General features: G+C 60.5%; 22 protein-coding genes. 12 read left to right on the plus strand and 10 right to left on the minus strand.

Going from position 1 to position 22736, the window contains the following annotated elements:
* Window positions 1-131 precede the first annotated feature (131 nt).
* The 6 genes from AB4O45_RS16095 (at window position 132) to AB4O45_RS16120 (ending at window position 6902) form a co-directional block, all read left to right on the plus strand.
* A complete protein-coding gene (locus AB4O45_RS16095; RefSeq protein WP_041480713.1) occupies window positions 132-1265 on the plus strand; it encodes an ABC transporter substrate-binding protein in 1134 nt (377 codons plus the stop codon).
* 241 nt (window positions 1266-1506) lie between these two features.
* A complete protein-coding gene (locus AB4O45_RS16100) occupies window positions 1507-2421 on the plus strand; it encodes an ABC transporter permease subunit (RefSeq protein WP_041480712.1) in 915 nt (304 codons plus the stop codon).
* 3 nt (window positions 2422-2424) lie between these two features.
* Window positions 2425-3726, plus strand: coding sequence for a high-affinity branched-chain amino acid ABC transporter permease LivM (gene livM / locus AB4O45_RS16105; protein ID WP_236168123.1), 1302 nt, complete (start codon window positions 2425-2427; stop codon window positions 3724-3726).
* Window positions 3723-4595: an ABC transporter ATP-binding protein gene (locus tag AB4O45_RS16110; RefSeq protein WP_041480710.1), complete on the plus strand. Its 873-nt coding sequence runs from the start codon at window positions 3723-3725 to the stop codon at window positions 4593-4595. Before livM ends, AB4O45_RS16110 begins: the two co-directional genes overlap by 4 nt.
* Window positions 4592-5308, plus strand: a complete 717-nt coding sequence (locus AB4O45_RS16115; protein ID WP_016771915.1) for an ABC transporter ATP-binding protein — start codon at window positions 4592-4594, stop codon at window positions 5306-5308. The genes AB4O45_RS16110 and AB4O45_RS16115 overlap by 4 nt, the downstream gene beginning before the upstream one ends.
* An 829-nt stretch (window positions 5309-6137) precedes the next feature.
* Complete coding sequence (locus AB4O45_RS16120; RefSeq protein WP_016771914.1) at window positions 6138-6902, plus strand: SDR family oxidoreductase; 765 nt, start codon at window positions 6138-6140, stop codon at window positions 6900-6902.
* A 95-nt stretch (window positions 6903-6997) separates the two neighbouring features.
* On the opposite strand, the gene AB4O45_RS16125 is transcribed toward AB4O45_RS16120, so the two are convergent.
* The 7 genes from AB4O45_RS16125 to AB4O45_RS16155 form a co-directional block, all read right to left on the minus strand.
* Window positions 6998-8131 carry an AGE family epimerase/isomerase gene (locus AB4O45_RS16125; protein WP_460160297.1) on the minus strand — a complete coding sequence of 378 codons (1134 nt, stop codon included), beginning with the start codon at window positions 8129-8131 and terminating at the stop codon, window positions 6998-7000.
* A 197-nt stretch (window positions 8132-8328) separates the two neighbouring features.
* Window positions 8329-8901, minus strand: coding sequence for a HupE/UreJ family protein (locus AB4O45_RS16130; RefSeq protein WP_041480708.1), 573 nt, complete (start codon window positions 8899-8901; stop codon window positions 8329-8331).
* A 27-nt stretch (window positions 8902-8928) separates the two neighbouring features.
* Window positions 8929-9543 carry an urease accessory protein UreG gene (ureG, locus tag AB4O45_RS16135; protein WP_460142658.1) on the minus strand — a complete coding sequence of 205 codons (615 nt, stop codon included), beginning with the start codon at window positions 9541-9543 and terminating at the stop codon, window positions 8929-8931.
* Between the two features lie 23 nt (window positions 9544-9566).
* Window positions 9567-10241 (minus strand): urease accessory protein UreF, encoded by a 675-nt coding sequence (locus AB4O45_RS16140; protein WP_460142659.1) that lies wholly within the window; start codon window positions 10239-10241, stop codon window positions 9567-9569.
* A complete protein-coding gene (ureE, locus tag AB4O45_RS16145) occupies window positions 10238-10738 on the minus strand; it encodes an urease accessory protein UreE (protein ID WP_039756959.1) in 501 nt (166 codons plus the stop codon). Before ureE ends, AB4O45_RS16140 begins: the two co-directional genes overlap by 4 nt.
* A 300-nt stretch (window positions 10739-11038) precedes the next feature.
* Window positions 11039-11671 (minus strand): TetR family transcriptional regulator, encoded by a 633-nt coding sequence (locus AB4O45_RS16150; RefSeq protein WP_056787610.1) that lies wholly within the window; start codon window positions 11669-11671, stop codon window positions 11039-11041.
* 154 nt (window positions 11672-11825) lie between these two features.
* Window positions 11826-12209, minus strand: a complete 384-nt coding sequence (locus AB4O45_RS16155) for a hypothetical protein (protein WP_041480705.1) — start codon at window positions 12207-12209, stop codon at window positions 11826-11828.
* A gap of 383 nt (window positions 12210-12592) precedes the next feature.
* Between AB4O45_RS16155 and AB4O45_RS16160 the strand changes: the two genes are divergently transcribed.
* The gene (locus AB4O45_RS16160) at window positions 12593-14668 is read left to right on the plus strand and encodes an AsmA family protein (RefSeq protein ID WP_315435382.1); all 2076 of its coding nucleotides are present in this window, start codon (window positions 12593-12595) and stop codon (window positions 14666-14668) included.
* 119 nt (window positions 14669-14787) lie between these two features.
* Here AB4O45_RS16160 and AB4O45_RS16165 read toward each other — a convergent pair whose 3' ends face one another.
* The gene (locus AB4O45_RS16165) at window positions 14788-15318 is read right to left on the minus strand and encodes a ferritin-like domain-containing protein (protein WP_016771904.1); all 531 of its coding nucleotides are present in this window, start codon (window positions 15316-15318) and stop codon (window positions 14788-14790) included.
* A gap of 282 nt (window positions 15319-15600) precedes the next feature.
* Here AB4O45_RS16165 and AB4O45_RS16170 point away from each other — a divergent pair, with 282 nt between their 5' ends.
* Window positions 15601-16479 (plus strand): esterase/lipase family protein, encoded by an 879-nt coding sequence (locus AB4O45_RS16170; RefSeq protein ID WP_282387437.1) that lies wholly within the window; start codon window positions 15601-15603, stop codon window positions 16477-16479.
* A 96-nt stretch (window positions 16480-16575) separates the two neighbouring features.
* Here AB4O45_RS16170 and AB4O45_RS16175 read toward each other — a convergent pair whose 3' ends face one another.
* Window positions 16576-17463, minus strand: coding sequence for a DMT family transporter (locus tag AB4O45_RS16175; protein ID WP_460094293.1), 888 nt, complete (start codon window positions 17461-17463; stop codon window positions 16576-16578).
* Between the two features lie 97 nt (window positions 17464-17560).
* Here AB4O45_RS16175 and AB4O45_RS16180 point away from each other — a divergent pair, with 97 nt between their 5' ends.
* The 3 genes from AB4O45_RS16180 to AB4O45_RS16190 all read left to right on the plus strand — a co-directional run bounded on the left by AB4O45_RS16180 (window position 17561) and on the right by AB4O45_RS16190 (window position 20072).
* Window positions 17561-18355 (plus strand): AraC family transcriptional regulator, encoded by a 795-nt coding sequence (locus AB4O45_RS16180; RefSeq protein ID WP_282387441.1) that lies wholly within the window; start codon window positions 17561-17563, stop codon window positions 18353-18355.
* A 63-nt stretch (window positions 18356-18418) separates the two neighbouring features.
* Complete coding sequence (locus AB4O45_RS16185; protein ID WP_460160298.1) at window positions 18419-18724, plus strand: PsiF family protein; 306 nt, start codon at window positions 18419-18421, stop codon at window positions 18722-18724.
* Between the two features lie 334 nt (window positions 18725-19058).
* Entirely contained in the window at window positions 19059-20072 is a 1014-nt protein-coding gene (locus tag AB4O45_RS16190) for an AI-2E family transporter (protein WP_016771899.1), read from the plus strand.
* Window positions 20073-20226: 154 nt separating this feature from the next.
* Here AB4O45_RS16190 and AB4O45_RS16195 read toward each other — a convergent pair whose 3' ends face one another.
* Window positions 20227-21501: an Hsp70 family protein gene (locus AB4O45_RS16195; protein WP_130929365.1), complete on the minus strand. Its 1275-nt coding sequence runs from the start codon at window positions 21499-21501 to the stop codon at window positions 20227-20229.
* A gap of 290 nt (window positions 21502-21791) precedes the next feature.
* Between AB4O45_RS16195 and AB4O45_RS16200 the strand changes: the two genes are divergently transcribed.
* Window positions 21792-22736 carry a DnaJ C-terminal domain-containing protein gene (locus AB4O45_RS16200; protein ID WP_024011397.1) on the plus strand — a complete coding sequence of 315 codons (945 nt, stop codon included), beginning with the start codon at window positions 21792-21794 and terminating at the stop codon, window positions 22734-22736.

Consider the following 22736-nt stretch of genomic DNA (forward strand, 5'->3'; position numbering starts at 1 on the left):
CGAAACAGTCGAAATAACAACAATGCAGCGACTTTTTGAAGAATAAAAAACCGATGGCACGGGCCTTGCTCTGAGCTTTGAGTGAAGTGAAGTCGCAGTGCCAACTAAAAAAAACCTTGGAGCACCACCTCATGTCCCAGACGTTTTACAAGAAAGGCTTTCTGGCCCTCGCAGTCGCTACTGCGCTGGGTGTTTCTGCGTTTGCTCAAGCTGATATCAAGATCGGTGTAGCGGGTCCTATGACCGGTGCCAACGCGGCATTCGGCGAGCAGTACATGAAGGGTGCACAGGCGGCGGCCGATGCGGTCAACGCGGCGGGTGGCGTCAACGGGGAAAAAATCGTCCTGGTCAAAGGCGACGACGCCTGCGAACCGAAGCAGGCAGTGACGGTCGCCAAGGACCTCACCAACCAGAAAGTCGCCGGCGTGGTCGGTCACTTCTGCTCCTCTTCGACCATTCCAGCGTCGGAAATCTACGACGAAGCCGGGATCATCGCGATCACTCCGGGCTCGACCAACCCGCAAGTGACCGAACGCGGCCTCAGCGCCATGTTCCGTATGTGCGGACGTGACGACCAGCAAGGCATCGTTGCCGGCGACTACATCGTCGACATGCTCAAGGGCAAGAAAGTCGTCGTGCTGCACGACAAGGACACCTACGGCCAAGGCCTGGCTGACGCCACCAAGGCTCAGCTGGAAAAACGCGGCGTCAAGCCTGTGCTGTACGAAGGCCTGACCCGTGGCGAGAAAGACTTCAGCACCATCGTCACCAAGATCCGTGGCGCCGGCGCCGATGTCGTCTATTTCGGCGGCCTGCACCCGGAAGCCGGTCCGCTGGTTCGTCAGCTGCGTGAACAAGGTCTGAAAGACGTCAAGTTCATGTCCGACGACGGCATCGTGACCGACGAACTGGTGACCACCGCTGGCGGCCCGCAATTCACCGATGGCGTGCTGATGACCTTCGGCGCCGACCCGCGCCTGTTGCCTGAAAGCAAGACCGTAGTGGACGCGTTCCGCAAGGCCGGCACCGAGCCTGAAGGCTACACCCTGTACGCTTACGCCTCGGTTCAGACCCTGGCGGCAGCGTTCAATGGCGCGAAGAAAAACGACGGCGAAGCCGCTGCCAAGTGGCTGAAGGCCAACCCGGTGAAAACCGTGATGGGCGAGAAGACCTGGGACGCCAAAGGCGACCTGAAAGTCTCCGACTACGTGGTTTACCAGTGGGACAAGGACGGCAAATACCACCAGCTGGAAAAGCAGAAGTAAGGGCTGAAGCGATCACTCGGCTCACTTGAAACCCTGTGGGAGCGGGCTTGCCCGCGATGGCGTCAGGTCAATCGACACACAAGTTGGCTGATCCACCGCTATCGCTGGCAAGCCAGCTCCCACAGGATTCAGTGGCGATCGGGCTGATCACGCTCCGACATTGCTCCGACGTACATCTGTATTTTTCCTAGAAGAACCGCGCGTCATGGGCGCGCAGGTTCTCACTGCGTGAGATTGCGTTATGGATGGTATTTTCCTGCAGCAACTGGTCAATGGCCTGACCCTCGGGTCGGTCTATGGCCTGATCGCCATCGGCTACACAATGGTCTACGGCATCATCGGCATGATCAACTTCGCCCACGGCGAGGTTTACATGATTTCCGCTTACCTGGCGGCAATCAGTCTGGCTCTGCTGGCTTACTTCGGTATCGAATCCTTCCCGCTGCTTATGCTCGGCACGCTGATCTTCACCATCGTCGTCACGGCGGTATATGGCTGGGTCATCGAGCGTGTTGCCTACAAACCCCTGCGTAACTCGACCCGCCTGGCGCCGCTGATCAGCGCTATCGGTATTTCGCTGATTTTGCAGAACTACGCACAGATCGCTCAGGGCGCCAAACAACAGGGCGTGCCTACGCTGCTGACCGGTGCCTGGCGTGTTGAAGTCGGCACCGGCTTCGTGCAACTGACCTACACCAAAGTCTTCATCCTGATCGCCGCGTTTGTCGGCATGGGGCTGCTGACCTATATCATCAAATACACCAAGCTCGGCCGCATGTGTCGTGCGACCCAGCAAGACCGCAAGATGGCCTCGATCCTGGGGATCAACACCGACCGGGTGATTTCCTACGTGTTCATCATCGGTGCAGCCATGGCGGCACTGGCCGGTGTGCTGATCACCATGAACTACGGCACGTTCGACTTCTATGCCGGCTTCATCATCGGCATCAAGGCGTTCACCGCAGCGGTTCTGGGCGGCATCGGTTCACTGCCCGGCGCGATGCTCGGCGGGATCATCCTCGGCATCTCCGAGTCGCTGTTCTCCGGTCTGGTCAACTCCGACTACAAAGACGTGTTCAGTTTCTCGCTGCTCGTCCTCGTACTGGTCTTCCGGCCGCAGGGCCTGTTGGGCCGTCCTCTTGTGTCGAAGGTGTAAGCGATGTCTGCAACCATTGAAAAATCCATCGATATCAAAAAAAGTCTGGTCGAGGCGATTCTTGCCGGCCTGATTGCGCTGATCGTGTTCGGGCCGATTGTCGGCGTGGTCCTCGACGGCTACAGCTTCAACCTCGAAGCAACCCGCGTGGCGTGGATCATTGCCATCGTCATGGCCGGTCGCTTTGCCCTCAGCCTGTTCCTGCAAACCCCCAAGGGCCTGAAGATCCTCGACGGGTTCGAGAGCAGCGGTTCCGGTGTGCACGTGCTGCCGGCGGATTACAAATCACGGCTGCGCTGGATCATCCCGCTGATTATCGTGCTGGCGATCATCGTGCCGTTTGTCTCCAACTCCTATCTGCTGGGGGTGGTCATCCTTGGTTTGATCTACGTGCTGCTGGGGCTGGGGCTGAACATTGTGGTCGGTCTGGCCGGGCTGCTCGATCTCGGTTACGTGGCGTTCTACGCCATCGGCGCCTACGGTCTGGCATTGGGTTATCAATATCTGGGTCTGGGTTTCTGGACGGTGCTGCCGCTGGCGGCAATCACCGCAGGCCTGGCTGGCTGCATTCTCGGTTTCCCGGTGTTGCGTCTGCACGGTGACTATCTGGCGATCGTGACCCTGGGTTTTGGTGAAATCATTCGTCTGGTGCTGAACAACTGGCTGTCCCTGACCGGCGGCCCGAACGGCATGCCGGCGCCATTGCCGACGTTCTTCGGTCTGGAGTTCGGCAAGCGGGCGAAGGATGGCGGGGTGCCGTTTCATGAGTTCTTCGGCCTGACCTACAACCCGGACGTGAAGTATTACTTCATCTACGCGGTGCTGTTCCTGGTGGTGCTGGCGGTGTTGTACGTCAAGCATCGGCTGGTGAAGATGCCGGTCGGTCGCGCCTGGGAAGCCCTGCGTGAAGATGAAATCGCCTGTCGCTCGATGGGCCTCAACCACGTACTGGTCAAGCTCTCGGCGTTCACCATCGGTGCGTCGACGGCGGGTCTGGCCGGGGTGTTCTTCGCCACCTATCAAGGCTTCGTCAACCCGACCTCGTTCACCTTCTTCGAGTCGGCGCTGATTCTCGCCATCGTCGTGCTCGGCGGCATGGGTTCGACCATCGGCGTGGTCATCGCCGCATTCGTGCTCACCGTCGCCCCGGAACTGCTGCGTGGCTTCGCTGAATACCGCGTGCTGCTGTTCGGCATCCTGATGGTGTTGATGATGATCTGGCGACCACGCGGGCTGATCCGCATCAGCCGCACCGGGGTCAAACCACGCAAAGGTGCCATTCACTACGAGAGGACTGCGCCATGAGTGAAGTCGTACTCTCTGTTGAAAAACTGATGATGCATTTCGGTGGCATCAAGGCTTTGAGCGATGTCAGCCTGAAGGTCAAACGCAATTCGATCTTCGCCCTGATCGGCCCCAACGGTGCTGGCAAGACCACGGTGTTCAACTGCCTGACCGGTTTCTACAAGGCCACGGGCGGCAAGATCGAACTCAATGTGCGCGGCCAGCAGACCAACGTCATCCAGTTGCTGGGCGAGTCGTTCAAAGCGACCGATTTCGTCTCGCCGAAATCCTTCCTCAGCCGCATGTACTACAAAATGTTTGGCGGTACTCACCTGGTGAACCGTGCCGGTCTCGCCCGTACGTTCCAGAACATTCGCCTGTTCAAGGAAATGTCGGTGCTGGAAAACCTGCTGGTGGCGCAGCACATGTGGGTCAACCGCAACATGCTCGCCGGCATCCTCAATACCAAGGGCTATCGCAAGGCCGAGAGCGATGCGCTGGATGTCGCGTTCTACTGGCTCGAAGTGGTCGATCTGGTCGACTGCGCCAACCGTCTCGCCGGTGAACTCTCGTACGGCCAACAACGCCGTCTGGAGATTGCTCGGGCCATGTGCACGCGGCCGCAGATCATCTGCCTCGACGAACCGGCCGCCGGCCTCAACCCTCAGGAAACCGAAGCGCTCAGCGCGATGATCCGGCTGCTGCGCGACGAGCACGATCTGACCGTGGTGCTGATCGAACACGACATGGGCATGGTCATGAGCATTTCCGATCACATCGTGGTTCTCGACCACGGCATCGTCATCGCCGAAGGCGGGCCGGAAGCGATCCGCAACGATCCGAAAGTGATCGCGGCCTACCTGGGCGCCGATGAAGAGGAGCTGGTATGAGCCAACCGATCCTCGAACTGCGCAATCTGGACGTGTTCTACGGCCCGATTCAGGCGCTCAAAGGCGTTTCTCTGCAAATCAACGAAGGCGAGACCGTCAGCCTGATCGGCTCAAACGGCGCCGGCAAGTCGACCTTGCTGATGTCGATCTTCGGCCAGCCCAGAGCGGCGGGCGGGCAGATTCTCTATCAGGGCGTCGACATCACGCAGAAGTCCTCGCACTACATCGCCTCCAACGGTATCGCGCAGTCGCCGGAAGGGCGGCGGGTTTTCCCCGACATGACCGTCGAGGAAAACCTGCTGATGGGCACCATCCCGATTGGCGACAAGTACGCCAAAGAGGACATGCAGCGCATGTTCGAGCTGTTTCCACGGCTTGAAGAGCGACGCAATCAGCGGGCGATGACCATGTCTGGCGGTGAACAGCAGATGCTCGCCATCGCCCGTGCGCTGATGAGCCGGCCGAAGCTGTTGCTGCTCGATGAACCGAGCCTGGGTCTGGCGCCGATCGTGGTGAAGCAGATCTTCGCCACGCTGCGCGAGCTGGCGAAAACCGGGATGACGATTTTCCTCGTCGAGCAGAACGCCAACCATGCGCTGAAGCTGTCGGACCGGGCGTATGTGATGGTCAACGGCGAGATTCGCCTGACCGGCACCGGCAAAGAACTGCTGGTGAATGAGGAGGTGCGTAACGCCTATCTTGGTGGGCACTGATTCTTCTCGCGGTTGCACACAGCCCCGGCGACAAGAGTCCCGGGGCTTTTTTATCCTTCAAACTCACTGTGTAGGAGCTGCTGAAGGCTGCGATCTTTTGATCTTAAAAAAATCAGAAGATCGCAGCCTTCGGCAGCTCCTACATGGAATCAAGGCATGACATCAAGCGGAATTCAGAATTGTGGAAAACAAATTCTCCCAGCTGCCAAAGCGCGACATATAGACGCTGCAAATGGCTGTTTTTCCACAGTTTTGACTTGTCCCCGGTTACTGTGGAGCTGGCTGTGAATAACGTGGGTGTATCTGGCTGCAAGCCTTATGAAACGTGGCTTGCAGGGATGTGTTTGTTTTTTGATCAGGCATTTTTGCTGGAGCGCGCGGCGTCGTTGTCAACCTTTTTCTGGGGAGCAGCGACATGGCAATTCCATGTGCGCAAGCCTGTGGATAAGTCTGTGACTAAACTCTGGAAAGACCTCGCGGAGCGCCGTAATTGCTGGCCTCGCGCAATCATCCGGTGACATCGTCCGTCGTGCAAAATGCCCTGTCCCGCACATCCCCCGCCTCACGGTCAAGCAAAAAACTTTCCATTTCGCCCGCAAAGCCTTGTGTGGCGCGGCTTTGAACGTTTGAACTTGCCCCCGGAAACTGTGGAGCAGATTGTGGATAACATGCGTGCACATGGCTGCAGGCCACGCAGGCTAAGGTCTTGGCGCACTTGGTTGATTTTTGTACAGCTGGCAAGTGTTGCCCGTATTCGCGAGGGCGGGCATGCTGCCTGCTGATTTTCTATTCCAAGGGCTGCCGTGGCGGCCGAAGCAAGGAGAACACGATGTCCGACACCCTGTTTATCACCGGCGCGACGTCCGGTTTTGGTGAAGCCTGTGCCCGGCGTTTTGCCGAGGCTGGCTGGAAGCTGGTACTGACCGGCCGTCGTGAAGAACGCCTCAATGCCCTGTGCGCCGAACTGTCGAAGCAGACCGAAGTGCATGGTCTGGTTCTCGATGTGCGCGATCGCAAAGCGATGGAGGAGGCTATCGCCAACCTGCCGCCGTCGTTCGCCAAACTCCGTGGCCTGATCAACAACGCCGGCCTGGCGCTCGGTGTCGACCCGGCGCCCAAGTGCGATCTGGATGACTGGGACACCATGGTCGACACCAACGTCAAAGGCCTGATGTACGCCACTCGCCTGCTGCTGCCACGGCTGATTGCCCACGGCCGTGGCGCCGGTATCGTCAACCTCGGTTCCATCGCCGGTAACTACCCGTACCCGGGCAGCCACGTGTATGGCGCGAGCAAAGCCTTCGTCAAACAGTTCTCGCTGAACCTGCGTTGCGACCTGCAGGGTACTGGCGTGCGGGTCAGCAACATCGAACCCGGCCTGTGCGAAAGCGAGTTCTCGCTGGTACGTTTTGCCGGTGACCAGGAACGCTACAACGCCACTTACGCCGGCGCCGAGCCGATCCAGCCACAGGACATCGCCGAGACGATTTTCTGGGTGATGAACACCCCGGCGCACATCAACATCAACAGCCTGGAGCTGATGCCGGTGAGCCAGACCTGGGCCGGGTTTGCCATCGAGCGTAACAAGGCTTGATACCGCGCTGAGGCCATTCGCGAGCAGGCTCGCTCCCACAGGGGAATGCATTCCAAAATGTGGGAGCGAGCCTGCTCGCGAATGCAATTGTTCGGTCAGCGAAGATATTCAGCCAGTCCGCTATAACAAGTCGCCAAATGATAAGGCGTGGTCGAAGGCATGTCCTTACGGCTGACCTCTCCATTCTCATCGCGACACTCATGCCAGCCGCCGGCATGCAGAAACCGCTGCTGCAACGCCTGCAACTGGCGCAGCACCACCGCTTCGCTGTCCGCCCGCAAGGTCAGCGCACGCAGGTATTCGGCTTGAGCCCAGATCCGTTGGGTGGAATCTCTGGGCCGACCATTGCTTTCCAGATCAAGCATCGCCCGCACCGCGCCGCAGGACTCCAGCACGCCATACTGCTCGGTAAAGGCAAACGCCCGATCCAGCGCCCGGTGCAGTTTCGAATCGCGCAACAGCGCCGACGATTCGAGCAGGAAATACCATTCGAACTGGTGCCCCGGCTCGTACCAGTTATCCACAGCACCCAGTGGCTTCTCCATCAACACGCCATATTGCGGATCGACGAATTGCTTGTGCATGGCTGTGCATAACTCAAGCAGGGCCTTCTGCGTTTGCGGGTCTTCACGCACGGCGAGGGTCGCCAGAAAAGCTTCGGCCAGATGCATCAGCGGATTTTGCAGTGGCCCGGTTTGCAGGGTGAGCCAGTCATGCTCCAGGCAGGCTTCGTATAAACCGTCGCCGGTGGCGAATCGGCGGCCGATGATTTCCAGCGCGGCGTTCAATGTCGACTCGGCCAGCGAATCCCGAGACTTGTCCCAGTAATGCGCGCAGGCGAACAGGATGAAGGCGTGGGTGTAGAGATCCTTGCGCTGGTCCAGCGGCTTGCCCTGTGCGTCGATGCTGTAGAACCAGCCGCCGTGCTCGGCATCATGGAAATGCCGTTGCAGCGAACGGAACAACGCGGCGGCGCGGACTTCGGCGTTATCCACAATCCCGATCAGGCTGGAGAACAGATACAGCTGCCGTGCGCAGGCCATCGCCCGATAGCGCTGCACTGGCAGCGGTTGATGCGCGGCGTCCAGCGCCTCGTACGGCAACGCCATGTCGGCATTCCAGCCCGGGCCTTGCCACAGCGGCACGATCACGTCGAGGAAGTGCTGCTGCACTTGGCCAAACAGGGCGGTCAATTCGGGCAGGGCGGTGGAGCGGGAAGCGTGGGGCATGGGCGGGCGTCACGGGCTGGGGCGATTGCGCGACATGGTAGCAGAGAGGCAGCCTTTAAAGGTTTGGTGTCTGATCGGCCGTCATCGCTGGCAAGCCAGCTCCCACAAGGAAATTGAGTGTTCACACAATTGTGGACTTACCCAATAACCTGTGGGAGCTGGCTTGCCAGCGATGAGGCCGGCTCAGGCGATAGAGATTAGCCTGCGAGCAACCACACCCCAGTCGCCGCCGAAGCCGCACCCGCCAACCGCACCAGCGGCGCCGCTGCCTGCGGAAGAACTCGCACCACGCCATAACCGAGCGCATGCAAAACCGCTGTCGCCGCGACAAACCCGGCCGCATACGCCCACGGGCTGCTCATTTCCGGCAGCTCCAGCCCATGCGCCACGCCATGGAACAGCGCAAACAGCGCCGTCGCTGCCACCGCCATCACCAGCGGCGGACGCACGGCCAGTGCCACGGCCAGGCCCAGCGCCAATACCGAAGCAGCAATCCCGCTTTCCAGCGCCGGCAACTCCAGCCCTTCAAAACCGAGCAGGCCGCCCAGCAGCATGGTGCCGACAAACGTGCACGGCAGCGCCCAGCGCGCCGCGCCTTGTTGCTGCGCCGCCCACAAACCGACGGCGAGCATTGCCAGCAAGTGGTCGAGCCCGCCGATCGGGTGGCTGATGCCCGCGACGAGGCCGCTGTCGCCATGCCCAGGGTGCGCGAAGGCCAGTGCCGGTGTCAGCAGCAGCGCCACGGCGCCAAGAATGCGTTTGAGTGTCATGGATAAGCTTCCTTGTTGATAAGTGGATCAGACGGCGGTCAGCAGGCCCTGGCGTTCGATGAAGGCGATGATTTCTTCAAGGCCCTGACCGGTTTTCTGGTTGCTGAACACGAACGGCTTGCCGTTGCGCATGCGTTTGGTGTCGCTGTCCATCATTTCCAGCGAGGCGCCCACCAGTGGCGCGAGGTCGATCTTGTTGATCACCAGCAGGTCGGACTTGCAGATCCCCGGGCCGCCCTTGCGCGGCAGCTTGTCGCCGGCGGAGACGTCGATCACGTAGATGGTCAGGTCCGACAGCTCCGGGCTGAAGGTCGCCGAGAGGTTGTCGCCGCCGGACTCCACCAGAATCAGATCCAGCCCGGGAAAGCGCCGGTTCAGTTGGTCGACCGCTTCAAGGTTGATCGAGGCGTCTTCGCGGATCGCCGTGTGCGGGCAGCCGCCGGTTTCCACGCCGATGATCCGCTCCGGCGCGAGGGCTTCGTTGCGCACCAGGAAATCGGCGTCTTCGCGGGTGTAGATATCGTTGGTGACCACGGCGAGGTTGTAGCGCTCGCGCAGGGCCAGGCACAGGGCCAGGGTCAGTGCGGTTTTGCCGGAACCGACCGGGCCGCCGATGCCGACGCGCAGAGGTTGTGTATCCATTTCATTCTCCAAAATAAACAGCCCTAAGAGCGGAAGAGACGGCTGTACTGGCGCTCGTGGGCCATGCACGCCAGAGACAGGCCAAACGCGGCGCTGCCGATGTGTTCGGGGTTGATGTGGGTCGCGTCGTACTGCGCCTGTTGCAGCAGCGGCAGCAGTTCGCTGGTCAGGCGCTGGGCGGCTTGCTGGCCCAGCGGCAGGGTTTTCATCAATACGGCGAGCTGGTTTTCCAGCCAGCTCCACAGCCACGCGGCAAGAGCGTCCTGCGGGGTGATGCCCCAGGCGCGTGCCGCCAGTGCCCAGCACAGGGCGAGATGCGGTTCTGTGGTCTGTTCAAGAAAGTCGCGGGCGGGCGCATCGAGTTCCGGCAAACCGTTCAACAACTGCTGCAGGGAGTAGCCCATCTGCCGGCTCTCCAGATGCAACTCGCGGGTTTCGCGACTGGCGCGGTGGCTCTCGCAGAGTTGTCGTAATTCGGCCCAGTTTTCATCTGCTGCGGCCTGGCAATGCGCCAACAGCAGCGGCGCTTCGAAGCGCGCGAGGTTGAGCAGCAGTTGATCGCTGATCCAGCGGCGGGCGCCGTCCGGGTTGTGGACCCGGCCATTATCCACCGCCATTTCCAGACCCTGGGAATAGCTGTAGCCGCCAATCGGCAATTGCGGACTGGCCAGACGCAGCAGCGCCCAGGCCGGATTCACAGGCGCACGCCGAACTGGTGGAGTTTCGGCGCGTAGTTGAAGTCTTCGTCGCCGTGGCGGGAATGATGATGGCCGCCGCCGTAAGCGCCGTGTTCCGGCTGGAACGGCGCTTCGATAGCCTCGACCTGCGCGCCGAGCTGTTCGAGCATCGCCTTGAGCACGTAATCGTCGAGCAGGCGCAGCCAGCCATCGCCGACTTGCAGGGCGACATGGCGGTTGCCGAGGTGATAGGCCGCGCGGGTCAGTTCGAACGCATTGGCGCAAGTGACATGGAGCAGTTGTTCAGGGCGGGCGCAGACGCGCACGACACGGCCGTCTTCAGCCTGCAGGCATTCGCCGTCATACAGCGGTGGCTGGCCGCGCTCCAAAAACAACCCGACGTCTTCGCCTTCGGCACTGAAACAGCGCAAACGGCTTTTGCTGCGCGCTTCGAAGGTCAGGTGCAGCTCGGCGGCCCAGACGGGTTGAGGGTCGATTCTGCGATGAATCACCAGCATCGGAAAGCTTCCAGCAATGAACGTTGAATGGGCTAGAGCAAGCGCCGCGCCAATCGGGTGATCTGTAGGAAATAGCTGTCGGCGCTTGCCTGATCTTTCAACAGGCGCGGCGATTCTGGAAGGTTTTGGTGCATGAAGGATTTGTCATGCACCAATTCGATGCCGTGACGGATGTTCAATGTGGGAGCGAGCCTGCTTGCGAATGCGCCGTGTCAGACAGATGTATTCAGCTGACCCAGCGCTTTCGCGAGCAGGCTCGCTCCCACAGAGGCTTTGCGCTGTGTCAGATAGAGAAGGGGATTACTCGGTACTGCCCAGCCCTTGCCAGTGCTTGAGGCCGATAAAGATGAAGCGCAGTTGCTGGGTGATCTTCGCCTGCGGCGTCAGATGCTCCGGCAAGGCCTCGGCGGGCGGGTCGATGATGTCGGGGAGGGTGGCGAACACCGATTTGACGATCAGGTCGGCGATCACGCTCAGACCGGCGATGTCCAGATGTTGCAGCTTGGGCATCAGCGCCAGGTCCGCCGCGAGGTCGGCGCTGATGTTCTCCCGCAGGCGTCCGATCGCCTGGCGTACCGGCAGCGAGCCGCCGTATTGTTCGCGGGCGAGAAACAGGAATTGCGAGCGGTTGGCGTTGACCACATCAAGGAAGATGCGCACCGAAGCGTCGATGATGCCGCCCATGACGAATTCATTGTGCCGCACCAGGCGGATGGTCTCGCGGAAGGTCTGGCCGACTTCGCTGACCAGCACCAGCCCCAACTCGTCCATATCGGCGAAGTGCCGGTAGAAACCGGTGGGCACGATGCCGGCGGTCTTGCTCACTTCGCGCAGGCTCAGGCTGCCGAATCCTCGGCCGCTTTCCATCAGGTGGCGGGCAGCGTCCATCAAGGCGTTGCGGGTCTGTTGTTTCTGTTCGGCGCGGGGCAGCATCGCAGGGTGTGTTCTTCGGCAGGACAAGCGCCGCACTCTAGCAAATCGGCTTTGTCGGCGTCGAACGGGGAGTCATGCAGCGAGGGATTCACAGAAGCTGAAAAGTCAAAAGCCCAATCCGCTGATTGGGCTTTTTCGCTGGGCCGTCATAGGCTCAGCTCACGGCGCTGTTGCGTTCGATTACACGATCACCACCACCTTCGGCGAGGGCTTGACCTTGGGGAGTCTTGTCGTAGCCGTCTTCCACCAGACCTTTTTCTTCGAGACGATTGCGGCCGTTTTCAGCCAGGGTCTGGCCCTGTGGGGTTTTGTCATAGCCGTCTTCAGCCAGAGTCTGACCTTGAGGGGTCTTGTCATAGCCGTCTTCAGCCAGAGTCTGGCCTTGTGGGGTTTTGTCGTAGCCGTCTTCAGCGAGCGTCTGGCTGAACACCGAGTGGCTGTCTTTGACTTGCGGAGTGGCCTGATCGGCAGCGGGCAGGGCAAAAGCAGTGCTGGCTAGCATCGACAGGGTAAGGCTGAGCAGTAATTGGCGTTTCATGATAGTGGCTCCTTGGGAGGGCGATAAAGTGGGTACGAGGGCAATGCTACTCTCGATATGTCGATATAAAAGTTCATAAACGCAATGGTAATAATCAACAGAATTGATTGTTCGGCGCGAAGGCTCTAGATCGGGCCTTTGCGGGCGACGGTTTTGCACCGTCGTGGGTATTTTCAACTCACTCGTGCCTCGCAAAAGTGCGGGTCGCGGTAACACTGCTCGACCGATCGGTCAGTTTTGCTGCGCTTTTTATGGCTTAAACTGCCTTTCGATTAAACCTGCGGGCCTTTCGCCAGTCACAGACTGCATAGGGGCCGCTTAGGTCTGCCGTTTCAGCTGTGCGTCGGGTAATCGGCGTGCGGTCGTGATCAGGAGCTTTGTGCATGACGCGCACTGGAAAAATCTTCAGCTGGATCTTCGCCATCCTCGTGCTGCTGCTGGCAGCCTTGATTCTGATCATCGTGTTCTTCGACTGGAACCGGATCAAACCGACCATCAATGCCAAAGTCTCGGAAGAACTGCACCGGGCGTTTGCCATCAATGGCAACCTCGCGGTGATCTGGCAGCGCGAGCCGGAAGAGGGCGGCTGGCGCTCTTGGGTGCCTTGGCCGCACGTGGTCGCCGAGGATCTGAGCCTGGGTAATCCTGACTGGTCGAAGCAGCCGCAGATGGTCACGCTCAAACGCGTTGAACTGCGCATTTCGCCGCTGGCCCTGCTGGCCCAGCGCGTGGTGATTCCGCGCATCGACCTGACCGAGCCGAATGCCGAGCTGCAACGTCTGGCCGATGGCCGCGCCAACTGGACGTTCAAATTCGATCCCAAGGACCCGAACGCCGAGCCTTCGAGCTGGGTGGTCGACATCGGCGCGATCGGTTTCGACAAGGGCCACGTGACCCTCGACGATCAGACCCTGAAAACCAATCTCGATGTGTTGATCGACCCGCTCGGCAAGCCGATTCCATTCAGCGAGATCGTCGGCGACAAAGCGGCGAAAACTGCTCAGGACAAGGGCGGCGCACCGCAGGATTACGCCTTTGCGCTCAAGGTCAAAGGCCAGTACCACGGGCAGAACCTCACCGGGCAGGGCAAGATCGGCGGGTTGCTGGCGTTGCAGGATGCGAGCAAGCCGTTCCCGTTGCAGGCCCAGGCGAAGATCGGCGACACCCGTATCGAACTGGCCGGCACCCTGACTGACCCGCTGAATCTTGGCGCTCTTGATCTGCGCCTCAAGCTCGCTGGAGACAGCCTCGGCAATCTCTACCCGCTGACCGGCGTGACCCTACCGGACACCCCACCGTACTCCACCGACGGCCACCTGATCGCCAGGCTGCATGACGAAGCCGGGGCGAAATTCACTTATGAAAAATTCAACGGCAAGATCGGCGACAGCGACATCCACGGCGACCTGACCTACGTGGCCAGCCAGCCACGGCCGAAACTCAGCGGTGCGCTGCTCTCCAATCAACTGCTGTTTGCCGACCTCGCGCCACTGATCGGCGCCGACTCCAACACCGAGCAAAAGGCCCGTGGCGGCGCGAGCAAGCAACCGGCGGACAAAGTCCTGCCGGTCGAAGAATTCAAAACCGATCGCTGGCGGGCCATGGACGCCGATGTCGAGTTCACCGGCAAACGCATCGTCCACAGCGAGAAGCTGCCGTTCAACGACCTCTATACCCATCTGAAACTCAACGACGGCGAGCTCAGCCTGGAACCGCTGCGCTTTGGTGTCGCCGGCGGCACGCTGGATGCGCTGATTCGCCTCAATGGCCGCACCGAGCCGCTGGAAGGCCGCGCGCGTTTGACCGCACGCAAATTCAAACTCAAAGAGCTGTTCCCGACCTTCGAGCCGATGAAGACCAGTTTCGGTGAGCTCAATGGCGATGCCGACATCAGTGGCCGGGGCAACTCCGTGGCCAAGCTGCTCGGTGGTGCCAACGGTAATCTGAAGATGCTGATCAACGACGGTGCAATCAGCCGTGAGTTGATGGAGCTGGCCGGGCTCAACGTCGGTAACTACGTGGTCGGCAAGATCTTTGGCGACAAGGAAGTGAAGATCAATTGCGCGGCGGCGGACTTCGACATCAAGACCGGCCTGGCCACGACACGGCTGTTTGTCTTCGATACCGAGAACGCAATCATCTACATCGATGGCACGGCGAACATGGCCACCGAACAACTCGATCTGACCGTGACCCCGGAATCCAAGGGCTGGCGTCTGATCTCGCTGCGCTCGCCGCTGTATGTGCGCGGCAAGTTCATCAAACCGGATGCCGGCGTCAAAGCCGTACCGTTGATGCTGCGCGGGGCGGGGATGGTTGCGCTGGGCGTGATTGCCGCACCGGCGGCGGGATTGCTGGCGCTGGTGGCGCCGAGCGGGGGCGAGCCGAATCAGTGCGCGCCGTTGCTCGAGCAGATGAAGCAGGGCAAGGCGCCGGTGACCGTTAAACCCAGCAAGTAATGCGGCGTCTCTGAGGGCGCCTTCGCGAGCAGGCTCGCTCCCACATTCGAACGCGTTTCTTCAATCGAAATACGTTCCAGTGTGGGAGCGAGCCTGCTCGCGAAAGCGGTGTGACGGGATTATAGGTCGTTGAGGATATCCGCCATGTCGTCGGCGTGTTCTTCTTCCTGGGCGAGGATGTCTTCGAAGATGCGGCGGGTGGTCGGGTCTTTGTCACCGATGTACTGGATGATTTCGCGATAGCTGTCGATAGCAATGCGCTCGGCCACCAGATCTTCGTAAACCATTTCCTTGAGCGTGTTGCCGGCCACGTATTGCGCGTGGGACATCTTGCTCAGCAGGTCAGGGTTGAACTCCGGTTCGCCGCCCAGTTGCACGATGCGTTCGGCGAGGCGATCGGCGTGCTCGGCTTCCTGGTTGGCGTGCTCGAGAAATTCGTCGGCGGCGACGTTGGCTTTCAGGCCGTTGGCCATGAAGTAGTGGCGCTTGTAGCGCAAGGTGCACACCAGCTCGGTGGCCAGCGACTCATTGAGCAAACGCAGTATTTCCTCACGGTTGGCGTTGTAGCCCTCGGTGACCGCGCCGTTTTCCACGTGTTGCCGCGCGCGTTCGCGCAGGGTTTGAACATCAGACAAATGCACGTCACTCATTTCATTCTCCTGGAGGCTAATCCGATAGGCGCCACGTTCTGAAGACGCGGTCGCTACCCAGGTTGTGAGTCTTGAGCGAAGCGAAAAGTTTTATGCGATTTACGCCGGACGCGCTGCAGGAACTGCTGAAGACTGCGATGTCGGGAGAGTCAGACCGGTTTCGGTGGAGCGGATCGTGGCGGGCTGAAGTAGGCTAATCGTTCAGTTGTCATCGGCACGCTGGATGCTTGGCGGGCGTCTTGCAGGTCTGGCATCCACTCACCGCGCACAAGGATGTAACCCATGTCGACACGTTATCCACTGGTGCTGGTGCCGGGCATGCTCGGCTTTGTCCGGCTGGTGCTTTATCCGTATTGGTTCGGCATCATCAAGGCCTTGCGCCGTGGTGGTGCGACGGTGGTCGCGGTGCAGGTCTCGCCGCTCAACTCTACTGAAGTGCGCGGCGAGCAGTTGCTGGCGCGGATCGAGGAAATCCTGCGCGAGAGCGGGGCGCAAAAGGTCAATCTGTTTGGCCACAGCCAAGGCGCGTTGACTGCACGGTATGCGGCGGCGAAGCGTCCGGACCTGGTCGCCTCGGTAACATCGGTCGCCGGGCCGAATCATGGCTCCGAACTGGCGGATTATCTGGAAAAGCACTATCCCGCCAACAGCGCCAAGGGGCGCTTGCTCGAAGCGTTGCTGCGCCTGATCGGCTGGATCATGGCACTGCTCGACACGGGTTATCACGGGCCGAAACTGCCGGTGGATATCCACGCTTCCCACCAATCGCTGACCACGGCGGGCGTCGCATTATTCAATCAACGTTATCCACAGGGGCTGCCGCAAACGTGGGGCGGGCAGGGGCCGGAAGAGGTCAATGGTGTGCGCTATTACTCCTGGTCAGGGACGCTGCAACCGGGCAAGACCGATCGTGGCGGCAATCTTTTTGACGGCACCAACCGCAGTTGTCGCTTGTTCGCCAGGACCTTCGTCCGTGAGCCGGGGCAGTGCGATGGCATGGTCGGCCGTTACAGCTCGCATCTGGGCACGGTGATCGGTGATGACTATCCGCTGGATCATTTCGACATCGTCAATCAGTCACTGGGACTGGTGGGCAAGGGCGCAGATCCGGTAAGGCTGTTTGTCGAGCATGCGGCGCGGCTGGAGGCTGCAGGGTTATAGCCAAACAGACCGCGTCATCGTTCTTCGCGAGCAGGCTCGCTCCCACAGGTGTCTGCATTTCAATGTGGGAGCGAGCCTGCTCGCGAAGGGGTCTTATCAGGCAACGCTGACCCGGCGGCCCAACACGGTGGTCCAGCGCTCCGACAAAACCACCCCGCCCAAGGTCAGCAATCCGCCCACCAGGTGATACATCGCCAACTGTTCCTTCAGCACCAGCGCTGCGATCAACGCGGTAATCAGCGGCAGCAGATTGAAGAACAACGTCGTCCGGCTCGGTCCCAGCCGCTGCACCGCTTGCATCCACGCCAGCGGCGCGACCATCGAAGCCAGCAGGCATGCATAGAGCACCAGCGGCACGTTCTGCAGATTCAAACCGGTCTTCGGCGAAACAGCGAACAACGGAAACAACACCACAATCGCCACCAGCACCTGCAAGTACAGCAGCACCAGTGGCGGCAGGCGCAGTTGCCACTTTTTCAGCAGCGTGCTGTAAACCGCGTAGGCCAGCGTCGCGACCAGCATCATCGCATCGCCCAGATTGACCCCGTGTTGCAGCAGCGCACCGAGGCTGCCGGACGACACCACCACCAGCACGCCAGCGAACGACAGCACCGCACCGACCAGCGCACCAGCCGTCAGGCGCTGGCCGAGGCTGATGATCGCCATGGCCAGCGACATCAATGGCATCAACGACAGGATGATGCCCATGTTGGTCGCGGTGGTCAGTGTTGCGGCGAAATAGGCGAGGCTCTGATACACCGCCATGCCGAGCACGCCGAGGATGAAAATCCGCCCCAGGTTCGGCCGAATCTGCGGACAGTGGGCGATGACTTTCTTCAGCATGAATGGCGTGAACAGCACGCCGGCGAGCAGCCAGCGATAGAAACCGATCTCGGCCGGGAAGATCGCGCCGACCGCCAGTTTGTTGATCACGGTGTTGCCGGCCCAGATGAAAATCGCCAGCAGGGGAAACGCGTATTGCATGGGACAAAAACCAGAACGTTGATGAAGCGCGATTATCGCCTGTCTGGATGCAGGCCTATACTGCGAACCGGACAACCTGCCTCTGCATCCGGACAGCATGAACAGCAAACACATCGATCTGCTCGATTTCAGCGAATTGCCGTCAGCGGTGTATTTCCGCTACGCCGATTTCAATGCCCACGAATATGCCGCGCCGCATCGCCATCCGTGGGGCACGCTCGAGTATGCCGCCCATGGCGTGTTGCACATGGATGTCGACGGCAGTCGCTTCATGTCGCCGCCGCAATACGCGGTGTGGGTGCCGCCCGAGGTCGAGCACAGTTTCTACAGCCATCAGCCGGTCAACTATCGCGCGGTGTGTCTTGATCCAAGTGTTTGCACACGGTTGCCGGCGCATGCCTGCACCTTGGCGATCAGTGACATTCTCAAGGCGATTCTCAAGGACTTCGCTGCCCGCGATGTGAAGATTCCGGAGCATGAGGCCGATCAGCGTCTGGCCCAGGTATTGGTCGATCAACTGCAACAGGCGCCGGTGCAGGAATGTTACCTGCCGTATGCGAGCAGCCCGGGCTTGCTGACGATTCTCGACGCCTTGCAGGCCGCGCCGGGCGACAACCAACCGTTGGCGCATTGGGCCGCGCAAGTGCATGTCAGCGAGCGCACGCTGGCGCGGCAGTTCGTTCGTGAGCTGGGCATGAGTTTTGGCGAGTGGCGTCAGCGCTTGCGTTATCTGGCGGCGATCGAGGCGCTTGAGACCTCGCGTTCGGTGCAGGAAATCGCTTTCGACCTCGGCTACAGCAGCGGCTCGGCATTCATCGCCATGTTTGCCCGTCAGGCGGGTTGTACGCCGGAGCAGTATCGGCGCAGCCACCTCGAGGGCAGGAAGGTGTAACAAGCTTTGACTACACTGCGACAGAGGCCGCATCCATCGGTGCGGCAACAAGGAGAAAACTCCATGAAGATGTTGCGTGTGCCGTTGTTGATGATCGGGCTGCTTGTGTGTTCCCAGGGTTTCGCCGCCACGGCGCAACAGAACAAGATGACCACCTGCAATGCCGATGCGACCGCCAAGAGTTTGAAGGGCGATGAGCGCAAGGCGTTCATGAGCACCTGCCTGAAAGCGGCATCAGCGGCCAACGATGGCAAGGAGCTGACCCCGCAGCAGCAGAAGATGACCACCTGCAATGCCGATGCGAAAACCAAGGCACTGACCGGCGATGCGCGCAAGGCGTTCATGAGTGAGTGTCTGAAGAAAAAATAAGGGGGCGCCATGGGTGTCCGATTGACTCGGTCGGCTTGAGATTTTCCCCTCACCCTAACCCTCTCCCGGAGGGGAGAGGGGACCGACCGCATTGATGCCGACAGGAACTGGGGTCTGAAATACCGGGTCGATTGCGGATTCGGCACTGCACGTTCAGGTCGGAAAATTTTTCGAGCAACCCCCAATCGGTCCCCTCTCCCTCTGGGGAGAGGGCTAGGGTGAGGGGGAAATTCGCAAGCCTTGCACGAAAATCCGAAACCCCGCATATCCCTAGTGCTAACCCAGGATCGCTGGCAGACTGCCCATCCTTTCACGCCGTTCGTTTTGAGGCTGTATGCCAACGTTTTCTCAGCGTCATGTTGTGTTCTGGGTCAGTTGCATCATCATTTTTGGCGGTCTGCTGCTGGTGCTGCCGCTGCGCCTGTTGCCCAGCCTGCTGGCCGGGTTGCTGGTGTTCGAGCTGGTCAACATGCTCACCCCGCAACTGCAACGGCTGATCGAAGGGCGGCGTGCCCGCTGGTTGGCGGTGGCGCTGCTCGGCACGCTGGTAGTAAGTGCGCTGGCGCTGATTTTCGCCGGGGCTATCAGTTTCCTCCTGCATGAAGCGGAAAACCCCGGCGCTTCACTCGACAAATTCATGGGCGTAGTCGATCGCGCGCGCGGGCAGTTGCCGCCGTTCATCGATGCCTACCTGCCGGCGAGTGCAGCGGAATTTCGCGTGGCGATCGGCGAGTGGGCGAGCAAGCATCTGGCCGACCTGCAACTGGTCGGCAAGGACGCCGCGCACATGTTCGTCACCCTGCTGATCGGCATGGTGCTCGGCGCGATCATCGCCCTGCAGCGCATCCCCGACGTGACCAAGCGCAAGCCGCTGGCCGCCGCTTTGTTCGACCGTTTGCATCTGCTGGTGCAGGCGTTTCGCAATATCGTCTTCGCGCAGATCAAGATTTCCCTGCTCAACACCGTGTTCACCGGGATCTTCCTCGCGGTGATCCTGCCGATGTTCGGCATCAAGCTGCCGCTGACCAAAACCCTGATCGTGCTGACCTTCCTGCTCGGCCTGCTGCCGGTGATCGGCAACCTGATGTCGAACACGCTGATCACCATCGTCGGTCTGTCGCTGTCGATCTGGGTGGCGATCGCCGCGCTGGGCTATCTGATCGTTATTCACAAGCTCGAATACTTCCTCAACGCGCGCATCGTTGGTGGGCAGATCAGTGCCAAGTCGTGGGAGTTGCTCCTGGCGATGCTGGTGTTCGAAGCCGCGTTCGGTTTGCCGGGGGTGGTGGCAGGGCCGATTTATTACGCGTATCTGAAGAGTGAGCTGAAGCTGGGCGGGATGGTCTAAGGCCAAGCAACTGAATTGAATGCATCTGTGGCGAGGGGATTTATCCCCGTTGGCCTGCGCAGCAGGCCCCTGCTTTCATAAATCGGGGGCCGCTTCGCGACCCAACGGGGATAAATCCCCTCGCCACAAAGGCTCTTCGCCACAGAGATTGTGATCAGGCCATCGAACCGTAACGCTTCATCGCTTCAATCGCCAAACCGCTACCAATGCTGCCAAAGATGTTGCCTTCGACATGCCGAGCGTTCGGCAGCATTGCCGACACGCTGTTGCGCAGGGCCGGGATGCCGCTGGAGCCCCCAGTGAAGAACACCGTATCAACCTGATCGACTGCTACGCCGGCGTCATTCAACAGCTGCGTAACGCTGCCGCGCACGCGCTCGAGCAAGGCTTCGATCGCCGATTCGAACAGCGCGCGGCTCAGCTCTACGCTCAGCCCGGCTTCGATGCGGTCCAGCGGCACGTGGCGGCTGTCGGCGTGGGTCAGCTGGATCTTGGTTTCTTCCACTTCCATCGCCAGCCAGTGCCCGGCGCGCTGTTCGATCAGCTTGAACAGGCGATCGATGCCGCCGGTGTCTTCGATGTCGTAACGCATGCTGCCCAGTGCCAGCGTGGATTTCTGCGAGTACACCGAGTTGATCGTGTGCCAGGTCGCCAGGTTCATGTGGTGGCTGGTTGGCATGTACGCGCCGCTCTTCATGCGGCTGCCGTAGCCGAAAAGCGGCATCAGGCCTTGCAGGCTGAGCTGTTTGTCGAAGTCGGTACCACCGATGTGCACACCGCCGGTGGCGAGGATGTCATCGTGACGGTTGTCGACACCGCGACGCTCGGGCGACAGGCGCACCAGCGAGAAGTCGGAGGTACCACCGCCGATGTCGACGATCAGTACCAGCTCTTCTTTCTCGATGGTCGACTCGTAGTCGAACGCTGCCGCGATCGGCTCGTACTGGAACGACACGTCCTTGAAGCCGATTTTGCGCGCCACTTCGACCAGGGTGTCTTCGGCCTCCTGGTCAGCCAGCGGATCGTCGTCGACGAAGAACACCGGGCGACCCAGCACCACTTGCTCGAATTCCCGACCGGCGGCGGTTTCGGCGCGGCTCTTGAGCTGGCCGATGAACAGCCCGAGCAGATCCTTGAACGGCATCGCCGTGCCGAGGACGCTGGTGTCGTGCTTGATCAGCTTGGAGCCGAGCAGGCTTTTCAACGAGCGCATCAGCCGGCCTTCGTAGCCTTCCAGATACTCGTGCAGGGCCAGGCGACCGTAGACCGGGCGACGTTCCTCGATGTTGAAGAAGACCACCGACGGCAGGGTGATCTTGTCGTCTTCCAGCGCGATCATGGTGTCCATGCCGGGGCGCAGCCAGCCGACGGTGGAGTTGGACGTGCCGAAGTCGATGCCGCAGGCACGGGCTGGAGAGGCGTCTTTCATGTCTTTCGGTTTCCGGTCAAAAAAACGGCCGCGCAGTGTATGTCAGTGCGCGGCAGATTCGAAGGCCGGTCATCCGCTATTTCGCCACCTGACAGTTGAAAACCACCGCATCGCCCCAAACTTGCTGGCATGGGCCGGCAGACACACCGGCGGTCGCAAGAACCGTCGTCCACTGCCGATAAACTTCTGCGGCGCCACCCGGTCACAAACTTGAGATCGGTCAACCCGGCACGTGCCAATCGGCGCATGCTGGTCTCGGCGCGAAATCGATAACGGATGGTGATCCTTCCATGGACTTCAAAGACTATTACAAGATACTCGGCGTGGAGCCGACAGCCGACGACAAGGCCATCAAGGCGGCCTATCGCAAGCTGGCGCGCAAATACCACCCCGACGTCAGCAAGGAAAAAGACGCCGAGGCCAAGTTCAAGGATGCCTCGGAAGCCTATGAAGCGCTGAAAAGCGCCGACAAGCGCGCCGAATACGACGAACTGCGCCGTTATGGCCAGCACGGTCAGCCGTTTCAGGGCCCACCGGGCTGGCAGAGCCGTGGCGGCTTCGGTGGCGGCGGTGGCGACACGGGCGACTTCTCGGACTTCTTCAGTTCGATCTTCGGCAATCGCGGCCCCGGTTTCGGTGGCGCCGAGAGCCGCCAATCACGCGGACGCCGAGGGCAAGACGTGGAAATGGAACTGCCGGTCTTCCTCGAAGAAACCCTGTCGAACGAATCGAAGAAAGTCACCTTTCAGGTGCCGCAATACAACGCGCACGGCCAGCATGTCAGCAACACCAGCAAGAGCCTGAACGTGAAGATTCCGGCCGGCGTGACCGATGGCGAGCGAATTCGCCTGAAGGGCCAGGGCGCACCGGGCATCGGTGGCGGGGCGAATGGCGACCTGTACCTGACCATTCGTTTTGCGCCGCACCCGAAATTCGATGTCGAAGGCGAAAACCTGATCATCACCTTGCCCCTGGCTCCGTGGGAATTGGCATTGGGCACTGAAGTGGCCGTGCCGACCCTGACCGGCAAGATCAACCTCAAGGTCCCGGCCGGCAGCCAGAACGGCCAGCGCATGCGCGCCAAGGGCCATGGCCTGCTGAACAAGGCCGGCGAACGCGGTTATCTGTTCGTGCAGCTCAAGGCCGTGATGCCCAAAGCCTCCGACGATGAGGTCAAGGCGCTGTGGCAGGAACTGGCGAAGAAAGCCGCCTTCAATCCGCGAGAGAACTTCTGA

The organism is Pseudomonas sp. S2_B10 (genome assembly GCF_054668425.1).

Coding starts and splice junctions, on each gene's coding strand:
- AB4O45_RS16095 (WP_041480713.1), top strand. CDS start 132: ATGTCCCAGACGTTTTACAAGAAAGGCTTTCTGGCCCTCGCAGTCGCT.
- AB4O45_RS16100 (WP_041480712.1), top strand. CDS start 1,507: ATGGATGGTATTTTCCTGCAGCAACTGGTCAATGGCCTGACCCTCGGG.
- livM (WP_236168123.1), top strand. CDS start 2,425: ATGTCTGCAACCATTGAAAAATCCATCGATATCAAAAAAAGTCTGGTC.
- AB4O45_RS16110 (WP_041480710.1), top strand. CDS start 3,723: ATGAGTGAAGTCGTACTCTCTGTTGAAAAACTGATGATGCATTTCGGT.
- AB4O45_RS16115 (WP_016771915.1), top strand. CDS start 4,592: ATGAGCCAACCGATCCTCGAACTGCGCAATCTGGACGTGTTCTACGGC.
- AB4O45_RS16120 (WP_016771914.1), top strand. CDS start 6,138: ATGTCCGACACCCTGTTTATCACCGGCGCGACGTCCGGTTTTGGTGAA.
- AB4O45_RS16125 (WP_460160297.1), bottom strand. CDS start 8,131: ATGCCCCACGCTTCCCGCTCCACCGCCCTGCCCGAATTGACCGCCCTG.
- AB4O45_RS16130 (WP_041480708.1), bottom strand. CDS start 8,901: ATGACACTCAAACGCATTCTTGGCGCCGTGGCGCTGCTGCTGACACCG.
- ureG (WP_460142658.1), bottom strand. CDS start 9,543: ATGGATACACAACCTCTGCGCGTCGGCATCGGCGGCCCGGTCGGTTCC.
- ureE (WP_039756959.1), bottom strand. CDS start 10,738: ATGCTGGTGATTCATCGCAGAATCGACCCTCAACCCGTCTGGGCCGCC.
- AB4O45_RS16150 (WP_056787610.1), bottom strand. CDS start 11,671: ATGCTGCCCCGCGCCGAACAGAAACAACAGACCCGCAACGCCTTGATG.
- AB4O45_RS16155 (WP_041480705.1), bottom strand. CDS start 12,209: ATGAAACGCCAATTACTGCTCAGCCTTACCCTGTCGATGCTAGCCAGC.
- AB4O45_RS16160 (WP_315435382.1), top strand. CDS start 12,593: ATGACGCGCACTGGAAAAATCTTCAGCTGGATCTTCGCCATCCTCGTG.
- AB4O45_RS16165 (WP_016771904.1), bottom strand. CDS start 15,318: ATGAGTGACGTGCATTTGTCTGATGTTCAAACCCTGCGCGAACGCGCG.
- AB4O45_RS16170 (WP_282387437.1), top strand. CDS start 15,601: ATGTCGACACGTTATCCACTGGTGCTGGTGCCGGGCATGCTCGGCTTT.
- AB4O45_RS16175 (WP_460094293.1), bottom strand. CDS start 17,463: ATGCAATACGCGTTTCCCCTGCTGGCGATTTTCATCTGGGCCGGCAAC.
- AB4O45_RS16180 (WP_282387441.1), top strand. CDS start 17,561: ATGAACAGCAAACACATCGATCTGCTCGATTTCAGCGAATTGCCGTCA.
- AB4O45_RS16185 (WP_460160298.1), top strand. CDS start 18,419: ATGAAGATGTTGCGTGTGCCGTTGTTGATGATCGGGCTGCTTGTGTGT.
- AB4O45_RS16190 (WP_016771899.1), top strand. CDS start 19,059: ATGCCAACGTTTTCTCAGCGTCATGTTGTGTTCTGGGTCAGTTGCATC.
- AB4O45_RS16195 (WP_130929365.1), bottom strand. CDS start 21,501: ATGAAAGACGCCTCTCCAGCCCGTGCCTGCGGCATCGACTTCGGCACG.
- AB4O45_RS16200 (WP_024011397.1), top strand. CDS start 21,792: ATGGACTTCAAAGACTATTACAAGATACTCGGCGTGGAGCCGACAGCC.